Here is a 13,194-nt window from a genome sequence, read left to right as displayed (position 1 = left end):
AAACCCCCTGACTTCGGTCAGGGGGTTTCTGCGTATCCAGGGGTATTTCAACCAAATCGATACGTGCCCACAGCTATTCGGCAGCGAATACCCTCTATGCGCTTCTTCTGGCCGAATCCCATTACCGCACAAACACTCACGGCCGCAGGCTGGACCCCATCCCGCCGAGTCGACATCACCGACTGGATCGACCGCCTGGAAGCCGAGGGCTTCCACGTCTCCCCCCGCGCCGCCGCCATTCTCGAATCCTTCGGCAACCTCGCAATCCATCCTCCAGAGCGCCCAGCCGCCCTCTGGCCCGCCGAACCGATCTTCTTCGACCCCATCGACGTAGCCAACGGCATGTACGACCGCTACGCCGACTTCGAATCAACCCTCGGCCACCACATGACCCCCCCTCGCCGCCAACGCCAGCGGCACCACCTTCCTCCGGATCCTCGACGACGGCCGAATCGTCTCCGACGGCATCCTCGCCCTCCACCACCTGGCCCCCACCTTCCCCCAAGCCCTCGACCTCCTCATCCGCCGCCACCGCACCCCAGACCTCCTCCTCTCCTACAACCGCCCCACCCCGGTGGTGCAGAGCTCCAACTCCCTCCAGGTTTGCTGATCGGATGCCGTACGATCCTCCGCGGAAGGGAGGATGCTGTGACCACTGGGTCCGACAACGCCGCAGGGCGGCTCGAGGTGATACCGGACGATGTCCAGGCTTTCGGCCGCCTTGCCTATCGAGCGGCCTCGGAGCTGCGTTCAGGTTCGAACAGTCGATAAGGAAGTCCAGGGTCTGAAGTCCACCTGGTCCGGTGCTGCGGCCACGTCCTACGAAACCGGCTGGAACGAGATGCATCACGGTGCCACGGAGGTCTGGGATGCACTCTTCGATCTCGCCGCGAAGCTGGGCATCACCGCCGAAACGTACCGCTCAATCGATACCGAGTTCGGTGCCGCGGTGAGCTCTCTGGAGTTGCCATGACTGTCCCCGGTCAGGGATACAAGGTAGACCTCGATCACCTCGACGAAGTCACAGCTCGCATTCGGGCCTTCAAGATTTTCGTCGAGGACTCGTTGTCAGCCCTCGACAACAAGGCCAAGGTGCTGTCGGTGTCCTGGTCGAGCGAAGCGGCCGCGGCCTACGAGGCCGCCCATACCGAATGGCTCGCAGGGGCGACCGAAGTGCGTGAGGGCATCGCCGCGCTGGAATCCGCCGCAAAGATCGCGCACGGCAACTACAGCGGTGCCCTGGCTGCGAATCTCAGAATGCTCGGCTGTTGAACCGTATCGAGGGCCGACGATCGCCATGGTGAACATCGACTTCGGCTCCTACTACGCCGTCGGCCGCGCCTGCTTCGGCCTCGAAGACGCTCTTCAGACAGCCTTTCTCACCGAAACCAGGACACTCGCGGACTGCAGCGGCATGGCAGGTGTCGACGAGGCCGGCGTCGCCTGGGGCAAGGCCTACGACCAACGGGTGACCGAACTTCTCGGAATGGTCTCCAACCTCGGCGAAGCACTGGAACAACTGGGCGGAGTCATCGTCCAGGCCGGCTATAACCACTATCTGGCCGAGTACAGCAGCATCGTCGATCACGCGGGTGCTCCGACGGCAATGCCACCCGTCCCAACTCCGTCATGCCGAATCTATGGCAGCCCGCCCTCTGCGGGCGGTCCAAGCGACGGTCTCCGTGACGACGCCAAGTCCCTCATCCGCCTCGCCGACAAGGTGGGCCTCCCGGTCCCCGACGGCGACACCGGCAAACTGCAAACCTCCGCCGACGCCTGGAACCGTCTGCACACAGCCCATTCCGCCAACCTGTCCTCGGTCCTGAAGAACGCCGCGGGAGTCCACCAACGCAACGATTCCGAGGACGCCCAACGGCTCTCCCAAAAGCTCCTCGACCTGCAGGTCGCCGTCGACGACGTCCTCGGCGCCTGTGGCGACCTCTCCACCTTTTGCGCCAACCAGAAATCCGCCCTCGACGACCTCCGCCACAAGATCCTCACCGACATCTTGAAGGAACTCGTCCTGGCCCTGGGCGCCGACATGTTGCTGACTGTCGCAACGTCTTTCCTGACCTTCGGTGCCAGCGCTTTCGTCGGAACGGTGGCAACGGAAGGCATCGTCGCCACGTTCGGGGTTCGCGTCGCCGAGGCGGTCAAGACCTGGAGCGCAGCCAAACGCTTGCGGGAATCCCAGGTAGTCGTGCGCGACCTGAGCAAGTCCCGCGCGGCTGTTCTCGAGGCGAAGAGCCTTCGCCGAGGTGCCTTCTCACCCGCCGGTCAGGCTGAATTGGCGAAACTTCCTGAGGGTGTGGCAATTTCGAGCGCCAATGCCGATAAAGCCCTGTTCGACAAGTTCTTCCCCGAGTTGGCCAACATCAATCCGATGTACAAAACCGGCGAGTGGGGCTTCCGTAACAACTGCCAATCCTGTGTCGTCTCGGTCGAAGAGCGCCTCGCCGGTAACGAGGTCACCGCGGTCCGCCGTTCGGACCAGTCGGCCTACGACTTCACCTGGCCTGACGATGTCCTGAACTCCGTCGGCAACGGAAACTCCTTCCACCAGGTCTCTGGCTACAAGGAGATCGAGCAACAACTGCTCGACGCCGGCCCCGGCTCGCGCGGCATAGTCCATGGCGCCTGGCTCGACGAGAACGGCCTGTACGATTCAGGCCACGTTTTCGACGTGATCAACCGAGACGGCAAGATCTTCTACGTAGACGGCCAAACCGGAACCTGGGCCAACCTCCAGGATTACAGCGGCTTCGAATTCCTCCGAACGAACTGAAGGATCCCCACATGGACGAACCCCAGGCCCGCGCCTTGGCAGCCCAGTACCTCGAGCACTTTTCCTCCGAAGACCGCCCCTTGTCCTTGTATCCCACCTCGAAGGACTACGGCTGGTGCCTCACCTTTGGCTGGAACACCCAGCGCTACCTCGAAACCCGGAACCTCACGGATTCAATGGGCCCCGGCACCGGCCCCATCGTGGTAGTGAAATCCACCGGCGATGTCTGGATGCTCTCCAGCGCCCCATCCTTCGCGCAGCAACTCGAACAGTATGCCCAGGATCATGGGATCGGTCCAAAGGCTGACGGACCGAGCGCTTCGATCTAACTTTCGGGCGCTTGCGACTCCCGTTGCGGGTCAGCTGAAGGTGATTAGGGTTTTGTTCGCGATCGAGACGCGGGCGGTCTCGAACAGCAGGAGCCAGGTCTCGCGTTCGCGGTAGAAGGGGTTGACGTCCTCGGCGTCGACGTCGGAGATGGTTCGCTCGAGCTCGGCATCGGATAGCTCTCCGCCGTCCAATTCGATGCCGAGATACGGCGCGACGTAGACGAGTTCGCGGAGCAGAGCGAAGCTGGACCCGACCAATCCACCGGCTACGGCGTGCTCGCTCTCCGCGAACGGGATGTTCTCGAAATCGACCGGAACGTAATACCCTTCGCAATCCGAGTGGCACAGGAGATGTGATTCGAAGAGGTAGGCGAGGTGTTCGACGGCAGGGTCGCAGGCGGGGTTGTCGCCGTCCGCGACGGGTGTCAGCGGCTCCCCGGGGTTCTCGACGGCTCGGGCATACGCGCGCCGGAGGTAGTGGAGGAACCCGTACGGAATGCTCTGCACGACAGGCCGTTCCGACACCAGCCCGCGAGTCGTCGGTTCACGATGCGGCGGCAGTCCCTCGGCAGCGAGGAGATCATTGATGACACGAAGCTCTTCGTTGATCCCCGCCCGATATTCGGGATCGTCATCTTCTTCCACGATGTCGGCGAGAGTGTGTGTTGACACGGACAGACCCATGCGACGGAGGCTAGCCGCCGGGTACGACACGTTCTCGGCCGAGCAGCGGTAACGGTCGGAACCCGCTGATCCGCGGAGTGATCCGCTTCGAATAGCGGACATGGGTATCACGTTCTCCTACGACCGGGATCCCGAGAGCGATCAGTGGATCGTCATTGGGACTGACGGCGAGAAATCCGTTGTGATCTACCATGATTCGCGGGACGAGGCGGCAGCTCAGGTGCAAGAAGCCTTCGGCCTCGAGCCCTACCGTCCTCCGCCTCCTCCACCACCAGGCCACCACCGCTTCGTCCTGCTCGACACCTGGCTCAGCGCGGGCGACGCCCGCCCCGACGACCCGCGCTACGACGCGATCAAAGCGAATCCGCCCCAGGGCTGCATCATTGGCGACTTCGTCTACTCCTTCGGCCTGGAATGCGTCCGTCCCGGCACCGATCTCCTCGACGCCGTCTCCTCCACCTGCGCCGAAGTCCGTGAAACGTACGGGCACTTGTTCGCGGACGTCGGAGTGGAGAAAGTCGAGGAGTGGTCCTCGGACGGTAAGGACGGTTGGGGAGCGAAGATTCTGGCCCAATTGCTCCTGATGTCGGCTGAGCGCGCACGCGCCCTGGGCTACACCACCGACGACTTGATCCGGTTCCTGCGGCAGGTCGGCGAACCCTGACGCCGGGGCCATCTGCCGTGCATCGTTAGGGTGGGCCGGATGACGGATCATCTGCTGTCGAGCCTGCCCGCGGACCTGGCGCCGCTGTGGCGCGAGCTGCATCGCCGGAGGACGGTCGGCCGTCCGGTGGTGAAGGTCGTTGTGGGACCGTTGGACTCGGCGCAGCGGGCAGCGATCGCGGATTTCTTCGGGATGTCGCGGTTGCCGGGCGAGCACCTGCGAATCGCGGTGACCGAGGTCGAATCGGTGGTCCGAGAGGTGACGGGCATGTCGCTGCGGGAGGTGCTCGAGCGGCTCCTCGGTCCGATCGGTGATCGTGGATCCGATATTCGGCACGCCGACGCTGATCGTAAAGAGTTGTGGGAGTGGCTGCTCGAGCATGAAGGGGTCCGCGGGCAGCCGACGCTGGGGGAGTGGGCGCGGGCCACACGCCGTACGGGCGTCTTCGGCGGTTCGGTCGCGCGCACCCGGATCGAGCTGGAGCGAGTGCTGACGGTGTTGCGTGAACTGCCCAGTGCTGGAACGCCGTTGCCGGTGTTCGCCGATGCGGTGCTCGGCGATCCGCATGCGCTGGACGAGGATCGTCGGCTGCACGGTCTCGTGGTCCGAGCGCTGGCCGCGGTGTACGGGATAGATCCTCCGTCGAATCGCGCGCAGGTGCGCCTGCTCTGGGATCGGGCGGGGCTCACCGACGACGAGTTGTCCTCGTCGGTGCTGGTTGCCGGGTTGGCGGTCGGGGGTCACGGTGTGGCCGCGCGGGTGCTGAACGTGTGCGCCGAGACGGGTGTCGCGGCGTCGCTGACGTTGCAGCAGGTGCGTGCCTCGCAACGGCTGGAACATGTGCCGCCGAGAGTGTGGGTGGTGGAGAACCCGAGTGTGCTCGCGCTGGCGCTGACTCGTTTCGGTGACCGCTGTCCGCCGCTGGTGTGCACGTCGGGTTGGCCGCGCGGTGCGGCGGTTTCGCTGCTGCGGCAATTGGCCGCCGCGGGAGCAGAGTTGCACTACCACGGAGATTTCGACGGCGAGGGATTGCGGATCGCCGCGCATGTGGTGGCGCGGGTGGGCGCGATACCGTGGCGGATGAACAGTGCGGCCTACTTGGCGACCGTCGGCGGCGATGCCCCGCCGGTGGGCCGGGTCAGCCCGGTGCCGTGGGATCCGGAGCTTTCGGGGCATCTGCTGGCGACGGGAAAGTCGGTGCCCGAGGAGCGGGTGGCGCCCGGGTTGCTGGATGAACTGGCGCGGACGGTGGCGCGGGACTGACGGATGTCGGTGCCCGCGACTACTCTGGGCGGCCGAAAAGCATTGTCGTGGGGAGGGACGATCATGGACCCGATTCGCGTTCCGCCTGAGATGTTCCGCTTCACCAGCGGGGAGCGGGCCGGGCTCTACGCCGAGGTGCTGCACGCCTTCGCCGAGGCGAACGAGCGCATGGAGACCGCGCTGGGACTCGATGATGTGCGTGTCGGGTTGCGCTCGGTGGGCTGGCTGGAGTCACTCGAGGACGAGGATCTCAGCGCGGCACTCGATCAGCTGCGCGCTTGGAATCTGCTCGACATGATTCAGAACCACTCCGAGAACTACCGCACCGCTGCCGAATACGAGCGCCGCAATCTGCAGTACTCGCTGACCCGCCAGGGTGAGGCCGCCTTCGCCGGTGTCGTGCACGCCATGGCGCTGCTCGCCTCCACCGGAGCCCTGCAGACCGCGGTGCTCGACGCCATCGCCGATCGGCTCGGTGATCTGCTGCGGGAATTGAATTCCGGCACCGACCGCCGGGTGTACACCCTGCTGTCGGAACTGGAGTCGCATCTGGAGGCGTTGCGCGCCAACACCAAACAGTTCAATGGCGAGTTGCAGCGGCTGCTGCGCGCCGACGGGGTGGACCTGGCGGTGTTCGGTGAGGTCAAAGCGGCGACGGTCGCCTACCTGCAGGAGTTCCTGACCGATCTGGAGCATCGGGCGCACGTGGTGGCCGAACGGATTGCCCGTATCGAGGACTACGGTGTGGCCCGGCTGCATCGGCGCGCGCTGGCGGGCGCGGAGCTACCGCAATTGCCCGGCGCGGATCCGGGAATCGAATGGCTGAAGCATCGGCGGGCTCGCTGGGACGGCCTGCGCGCCTGGTTCCTTCCCGCGGACGGTTCGGCACCTCGCATCGAACAGCTGAATCTGGTGGGTCGCAAGGCGATCGTATCCCTGCTGCAGGTGCTGGACCGGATCACCGCGTCCCGGCGGCGTTCCAGCAGCGCCGTCGCCGACTTTCGCGAGCTGGCCCGATGGTTCACGGTATTACCGGATTCCGATGCGCTGCACCGCCTGTGGTCCACGGCCTTCGGACTGGGGTCGGCCCGGCACGCGCACCTGGTGCATCCGGACCCGGAGCTGGTCAGCCCCACGGCCGGCTGGTCGGAGGCGCCGCCGGTGGATGTGTCGGCGTTGCTGCGATCCTCCGGGCGGACCGAACGTTTCAGCCGCGCCGGGAAAGTGCGCGACGTGGCCGTGGTCAAGGCTCGCCGCGCCGAGTCGGCGGCCCGGGAGCGCGCCGAGCTGGAAGCGGCCTGGGACATGCTCGATACCGGTGGCGCGGTGCGATTGTCGGCGTTCGGACGGCTCGATCACGAGGTGTTCGAACGGTTGCTGGATCTGCTGGGCCGGGTTCTGGGCGCGGCCGCCGGTACCGACGGGGTGCGTCGTGGCAGCACCGCCGATGGTCGGGTCGAGATCGTGCTGCGCCCGCCGCGGGATCGGGCACAGGCGCGATTGACGACGCCGCGCGGAGTGTTCCACGGGCCCGACTACGTCCTCGAGATCACGGCGCGGGGCCGGCGGAACACCGGACGAACCGGGAGGCCGGCATGAGCGAGCTGGCGAATCAGCTGGTGATCGCCGAGCGGGACGAGGTCTCCCGCGGCGTGCGCAGGCTGCTGGCGGAACCGCTGATCACCGAGCGGGGCGCGCCGGATGCCTTCGACCTGATCCGCCGTCGCCGGGATCCGATCGCGAAATGGTTCGACTACTACTGTGGCTGGACCCTGATCGTCGAGCCGAGGCTGGGGTACGCACGCCTGGTGAAGGTGCGGATCGCCGATGGCACCCGGCCCGCGCGCCGATTACGTTCCGGCCGTGCGCCTTTCGACCGCCGACGATACGCGCTGTGCTGCGTGGTGGCCGCCGAACTGTTCGCCGCTCCGGTCACCACGATCGGCCTGCTGGCCGACCGGGTGCGGACCGCGACCGCCGCGGATCCGGTGCTACCCGCCTTCGACACCGCGAGCCGGGCCGAACGGATGGCGTTCGTGGATGCGGTGCGGCTTCTGGAGTCGTTCGGAGTGCTCGACGCGGTGGACGGCAGCGCCGAGTCCTTTGTTGAGTCCTCCGAAGCAAAGGTGCTTTTCCGCGTGGACACCATGCTGTTGCTGCGCCTGCTCGCCTTGCCTATCGGGCCCTCTCATCTGGGGGTCCCGGTGGAGGAGGTGCCCTTGCGATTCGACGAGCTGCTGACCGAGCTGTCGCGCGAGCGGCGCTACGGTCCCGTCGCGAGCCGTGACGATGAAACTTCAGGATCCTCACCGACACAACGGAATCTGTGGTTGCGGCATTCGATATTCCGCCGGCTGGCCGACGACCCGGTGCTGTATTTCGACGAGCTGAGTGCCGACGAGCGCGCCTATCTGGCGTCGCCGACGGGTCGTCAGCTGTTGCGACGGGCCGCCGAACAGGGCGGATTCGTCCTCGAGGAGCGCGCCGAGGGCGTCCTGCTGGTGGACCCGGACGGCATCGCCACCGACGGCCGCTTCCCCGACGACGCCGCCACCGCCAAGGTTGCGGCGCTTCTGCTGCTCGACGAGCTGCCCGGGCCGACCACGCGAGAACAGTTGCTGCGCAGTGGTTCCGCGCTCTTGGAACGGTTTCCGCGCTGGGCACGAGGCTATCGGGGCGCGGACGGAGTGCGGGAGCTGGTGGACGACGCCCTCGCCGTGCTGGCGTCGTTCCGGCTGGTCCGGGTGACGCGGTCCGGGCTGGACGTGCCGCTTGCGGCGGCGGCTCGCTACCGGGTGCGGGAGATCCGCACGACGGGTTCGGAACCTCTGGGCCAACTGGAGCCGGCGGGCCTACCCGAGGCGGCAGGTCAACTCTCGACGGAAGGGCGGTCCTTCGAATGACGATCACTGAATTGCCGGTCACCGCAGTAGATCTCGTCGACGGCCGCAACTCGCGCTGGATTCCGGTCCGGGCGGGAATCCTGAATGTCTGGCGCTATTACGACGAGGTCTTCGAATTCCACGACGGCCGCCTGCTGCTGCGCGGCCCGAACGGCAGTGGCAAGTCGAAGGCCCTGGAGTTGTTGCTGCCGTTCCTGTTCGACGCCAGCCTGCGTGCCAACCGGCTGTCCACCTTCGGCACCGGCGAGCGGACCATGCACTGGAACATGATGGGGGAGGGTGCTTCCGGAGTCACTCGCGTCGGCTACGTGTGGCTCGAGTTCGGCGTCCGTGGTGCGCCCGGGCAGTGGTTCACCTGTGGTGCGCGCTTGCAGGCGAGCGCCCACACCAGCACCGTGCATCCCGACTATTTCACCACCGATCTGCATATCGCGAGTGAATCCGGTAGCACAGGAACAGGTTTCGCTGCACTGACCGCCGAGGGCAGGCCGCTGACCCGCGCGGCCCTCGAACAGCTGCTGGGCGATCACGGCACCGTCTACGACAATGCGAGCGATTACCGCGACGCTGTGCGTACGACGCTATTCCCCGCGATGACCGAACAGCGCTATGACGCCCTGATCATGGCCCTGCTGCAATTGCGCACCCCCAAGCTGTCCCAGCGACTGGACCCCGCGCTGCTGTCGACGCTGCTGTCGAAGGCTTTGCCGCCGCTCGATCAGGATGAGATCGCCGATTTGGCAGAGGGTTTCGAGCGACTGGACGCTCAGCGCGAACGGCTGGCCCGCGCAGAGGCCGAGGTGCAGGCGACCAAGGCGCTGGCCCGCCAGCAGCGTGCCTACGCCCAGCGCGTGCTGCGGTCGAGCGCGGCGGCGCTGCTCACCACGACCAGCGAACTGGACAAGCTCTCGGCGACAGCCAAGCAGTCGGCGGAGGCGTTCGCGCGAGCGGAGTCGGATATCGCCGCCGCAGCGGTATGTCTGGAATCGCTGCGGCGCGAATACCGGGACGCCGAGGCGCGCCGGGACGGGCTGCTGGAATCGGATGCCTACAAGCAAGGGCGCGAACTCGACACCCTGCGGGGGAACACGGTGCTAGCGGAACGGCGCGCCGAGGAGTCGCGCGCACTCGCCGACCGGAGTCTGGCGGACGCCGCACTCGACACCCAACGACATCGGGAAGCCGTCGAGGCGGCCGACGCACAGCAGCGGGCGGTGACCGAATGCGCTTCCGACGCCGAACAAGCGGCCGTGCGTGCGGGAATGCCCGGCGTATTCGCCGAACTTGCCGATACGGTGGAGTCGGCGCATGTGCGGGCACTGTTGCGCGGTGCGGTGAAGGGCAGACGCAGCCAGATCGACGAGGTCGAGCGGGTGCTGGGCCGCCATGAACAGGCTGTCGAGGCGCGCGGACGAGCCGAGCGGGATCTCGACGCGGCGCGGACCGTCTACGCGACGGCTGCCGACAGCCGGTCCACGGCCCACGCGGCGCGCGACAACGCGCTCGAGGAACTGCGAAACAGACTGGAGCACTGGGCCTCTCGATGCACAGTGCTCCGCCTCGAGGATCTCGACCAGCTGACCGCCCGCGCCCCATCGGAACCGGCCGTCCTGGAGCTGGTGAACGCCGCTGCGGCGGTGCTGCGCGACGAGATCACCCGCTCGGAGACGCGCTGCGAATCCGAGATCGGGGCCGTGCGGGCCGAGCGCGCGGAGCTGGTGGCCGACCGTGAGCGCCTGCGTGGCGAAGAGGATATTCCGCCCACGCCGCCGCCGTGGCGCACCGCCGACCGCTCCGTCATGACCGGCGCGCCGCTGTGGCGGTTGGTCGATTTCCTGTCCGGGGTACCGGATTCCACGCGCGCGGGCGTGGAGGCGGCACTGGAGGCGTCGGGTCTGCTCGACGCCTGGATCGGTGCCGACGGCTCCGTGACCGGACACGACGTGTTCGCCTCACCATCGGCGCTGCCGCCCGTCGCCGGTCGATCGCTGACCGAGGTCTTGGTGCCGGTGCCGGTCGCGCCGGTCGCGCCCGAGCCGGTGCACCGGCTGTTGTCGGCCATCGCCTTCGGTGACGGGCTGCCCGAGGGGGCGGTGGCGGCCGACGGCCTGCCCGAGTCGGTGGCCGTCGTTGCCGCCGACGGGCATTGGCGGATGGGCAGTCTCAGCGGTTCGTGGATCAAGCCGCAGCCGATGTTTGTCGGCGCACTCACCCGGCAACGTGTCCGGGAACGCCGCATCGGGGAACTGGACGCCGCGATCACGGCCCTGGATGGCACCCTCGCGACGTTTGCCCAGCGGCTGCGCGGGCTGGCCGATCGCCGCGCCACGGTAGCCACCGAGATCGCCGCTCGCCCCACACACGACGCCGTGCTCGCCGCTCAGTCGGCGCTCACCGAGGCCGAATCGGACCTGCGGGCGGCCGATGGTGTCGTCCGCGACCGGATCGCGGATGTGGCCACCTGTGAGCAGGCGGTGCGGTCGGCGTTGCTGGCGTTGACCGCGTTGGCTGCACAGAGTGGCCTGCCAGCGGATTCGACTGCTCTGCAACGCATTTCCGCCGCTCTGGACGCCTTCGAGAATGCGGCCGAGACCTGGCTCGACGCCTGCCGGGATTGGCGCGGGCTGACGGATGTCACCGCCGAGCGGGCAGATCGGCTGGAACGCTCGACCGAGTTGTCCGACCAGCGGCAGGCGCAGGCGATATCGGCCGAGGACGAGCATCGCGCGCTGGCCGCCAAACTCACCGAGATCGAGGCGACGGTGGGTCTGGACTACCGCCAGGTCCTCACCCGCTTGAGCGAGGTGCGCGACCGGCTCGCCGAACTCGATACCCAGCGCTCCGCCGAACAACGCTCGCTCACCGAATTGTCCGGTCTGCGAGGAGAATTGAAGAGCAGACACGAGACCGACATCCAGTCCCGCGATGCCACCGCCATTTCCCGCGACCAACTGACCCACCGCTTCCGGCATCTTGCTGCGGGCACGCTGGCTCCCGACAGCGAGATCCCCGACCTCGCAGCCTTCCGCGCCACCCTGGCCGGTTCGGAAGGCGTGCGCGCCGCCCGCGACGCGGCCCGCCTGGTCGCCGCGGCCTGGCCGTCGATCCCGCACGCGGAGCACAATATCGGCGACGCCCTCAACCGCCTGGCCGCCGCCGTCCACGAATGCCGCACCGCCCTGGCCGCCCGCGCCGATCTGGACCTCGAAACCGACGGCGGCGCACAGATTCTCACCGCCGTCATCGACGGCGTCCGGATCGGCGCGGCCGAACTGCTGCGCATCCTGCGCACCGAGGCCGACCAGGCCCAGCAGGAGATCACCGACGGCGAGCACCGCCTCTTCGACCGCACCCTCACCGGCGACACCCGCCGCCACCTCGCCGCCCGCATTCGTCAGGCCAACGACCTGGTCGACGCCATGAATTCCCGCCTGACCCAGGTCCGTACGGCCTCCGACGTCTCGGTCCGCCTGGTCTGGGAGATCGCCTCCGACCTCCCACCCGGCACCCGCGCCGCCCGCGAACTCCTCCTCAAGGACCCGATCCGCCTTACCGACGCCGATCGCGAATCCCTGCACCGCTTCCTCCGCGACCGCATCGAGGCCGCCAAGGCCGACGACACCGCCACCACCTGGGAGCAACAACTGTCCCAGGTCTTCGACTACACCTCCTGGCATCGCTTCGTGGTCAAGGTGGACCGCGGCAAGGGCAACGGCTGGCAGCTACTCACCAAGAAACTCCACGGCGCCCTCTCCGGCGGCGAAAAAGCCATCGCCTTACACCTCCCCCTCTTCGCCGCCGTAGCCGCTCACTACCAATCGGTCCCCACCGCCGCCCGCCTCATCCTCCTCGACGAGGTCTTCGTTGGCGTAGACACCACCAACCGAGGCCAAATCTTCGCCCTCCTCTCCGCCCTGGACCTAGACCTGGTCCTAACCTCCGACCACGAGTGGTGCACATACGCGGAACTCAGCGGCATCGGAATCCACCAGATCCTCACCGGCGATGGAGATGATGCGGTCACAACGGCCCGGTTCGTATGGGACGGTGCGGAATTGCGGACGGGGGATTGATGATGGACCGCTTGGATCGTCAGAGATCCGGCCAGGTGAGCTCTTTGAACCTCGATGTCGGGTCGGGGTCCGCCTCCAGTATGGGGATCGGCTTGTTGGTGGGCAGGCCCACATTTCCCGCTGCGGACGGTATCGTGAGAATCGCCGTGCGTGTCGCGTCGTGGGATGTGATGGCGATGCCGTCCTCGGGTCGGTCGCCCGACAGGGCGTCATAGTCCACACCGTTCTCGCAGGTGGAAAGCCGGAAATGCTCGATCGACTGTGCGTTGAAACCGGGAATGTTGTTGTTCTGCCACGCATCCGGATTCGCTTTCGAGCAACTGGCGGCCAGATTGGCCGAGGACTTGATGCGCTGTGGGAAGTCGCTGTCACCGAGCGGCTCTCGTCTCGGATCTGCTGGCGGAGCGGATCTGAGCCGAGGAGAGCCGCGCATCCTGATGGATGCGCGGAATAGCCCCTGGCGTACTGGACGCCCCACAACAGCCTAGTGTCC

General features: G+C 66.9%; 12 protein-coding genes. 10 read left to right on the top strand and 2 right to left on the bottom strand.

Going from position 1 to position 13,194, the window contains the following annotated elements:
* The first annotated feature begins 96 nt into the window (after positions 1-96).
* The 5 genes from NS2_RS38640 to NS2_RS32870 are packed head-to-tail and all read left to right on the top strand — an operon-like array spanning position 97 to position 3,114.
* Positions 97-771 (top strand): SUKH-3 domain-containing protein, encoded by a 675-nt coding sequence (locus NS2_RS38640; protein ID WP_081986354.1) that lies wholly within the window; start codon positions 97-99, stop codon positions 769-771.
* Complete coding sequence (locus tag NS2_RS32885; protein WP_081986356.1) at positions 701-973, top strand: WXG100 family type VII secretion target; 273 nt, start codon at positions 701-703, stop codon at positions 971-973. Before NS2_RS38640 ends, NS2_RS32885 begins: the two co-directional genes overlap by 71 nt.
* On the top strand, positions 970-1,272 hold the full coding sequence (locus NS2_RS32880) for a WXG100 family type VII secretion target (RefSeq protein ID WP_033091167.1): 303 nt from the start codon (positions 970-972) through the stop codon (positions 1,270-1,272). The genes NS2_RS32885 and NS2_RS32880 overlap by 4 nt, the downstream gene beginning before the upstream one ends.
* Before the next feature lie 28 nt (positions 1,273-1,300).
* Positions 1,301-2,785: a toxin glutamine deamidase domain-containing protein gene (locus NS2_RS32875; protein WP_158660782.1), complete on the top strand. Its 1,485-nt coding sequence runs from the start codon at positions 1,301-1,303 to the stop codon at positions 2,783-2,785.
* Between the two features lie 11 nt (positions 2,786-2,796).
* Positions 2,797-3,114, top strand: coding sequence for a YrhB domain-containing protein (locus tag NS2_RS32870; protein WP_033091169.1), 318 nt, complete (start codon positions 2,797-2,799; stop codon positions 3,112-3,114).
* Between the two features lie 30 nt (positions 3,115-3,144).
* Here NS2_RS32870 and NS2_RS32865 read toward each other — a convergent pair whose 3' ends face one another.
* Positions 3,145-3,828: a putative DNA-mimic protein gene (locus NS2_RS32865; RefSeq protein WP_197707906.1), complete on the bottom strand. Its 684-nt coding sequence runs from the start codon at positions 3,826-3,828 to the stop codon at positions 3,145-3,147.
* A gap of 70 nt (positions 3,829-3,898) precedes the next feature.
* On the opposite strand from NS2_RS32865, the gene NS2_RS32860 reads away from it, so the two are divergent.
* From NS2_RS32860 to NS2_RS32840, 5 genes are all read left to right on the top strand, one after another.
* Complete coding sequence (locus NS2_RS32860; protein ID WP_033091171.1) at positions 3,899-4,462, top strand: hypothetical protein; 564 nt, start codon at positions 3,899-3,901, stop codon at positions 4,460-4,462.
* Between the two features lie 39 nt (positions 4,463-4,501).
* Positions 4,502-5,725, top strand: a complete 1,224-nt coding sequence (locus tag NS2_RS32855) for a TIGR02679 family protein (protein WP_147207401.1) — start codon at positions 4,502-4,504, stop codon at positions 5,723-5,725.
* 63 nt (positions 5,726-5,788) lie between these two features.
* Positions 5,789-7,324 carry a TIGR02677 family protein gene (locus NS2_RS32850; protein WP_033091173.1) on the top strand — a complete coding sequence of 512 codons (1,536 nt, stop codon included), beginning with the start codon at positions 5,789-5,791 and terminating at the stop codon, positions 7,322-7,324.
* Positions 7,321-8,628: a TIGR02678 family protein gene (locus NS2_RS32845; RefSeq protein WP_081986358.1), complete on the top strand. Its 1,308-nt coding sequence runs from the start codon at positions 7,321-7,323 to the stop codon at positions 8,626-8,628. The genes NS2_RS32850 and NS2_RS32845 overlap by 4 nt, the downstream gene beginning before the upstream one ends.
* Positions 8,625-12,701: a TIGR02680 family protein gene (locus NS2_RS32840; protein WP_052087009.1), complete on the top strand. Its 4,077-nt coding sequence runs from the start codon at positions 8,625-8,627 to the stop codon at positions 12,699-12,701. The genes NS2_RS32845 and NS2_RS32840 overlap by 4 nt, the downstream gene beginning before the upstream one ends.
* A 19-nt stretch (positions 12,702-12,720) precedes the next feature.
* Here NS2_RS32840 and NS2_RS32835 read toward each other — a convergent pair whose 3' ends face one another.
* Positions 12,721-13,179 (bottom strand): hypothetical protein, encoded by a 459-nt coding sequence (locus NS2_RS32835; RefSeq protein WP_143837614.1) that lies wholly within the window; start codon positions 13,177-13,179, stop codon positions 12,721-12,723.
* Positions 13,180-13,194 lie beyond the last annotated feature (15 nt).

The sequence above is a fragment of the Nocardia seriolae NBRC 15557 genome (genome assembly GCF_007990715.1).
Taxonomy (GTDB): domain Bacteria; phylum Actinomycetota; class Actinomycetes; order Mycobacteriales; family Mycobacteriaceae; genus Nocardia; species Nocardia seriolae.
This window is presented reverse-complemented; position numbering and strand designations above follow the sequence as displayed.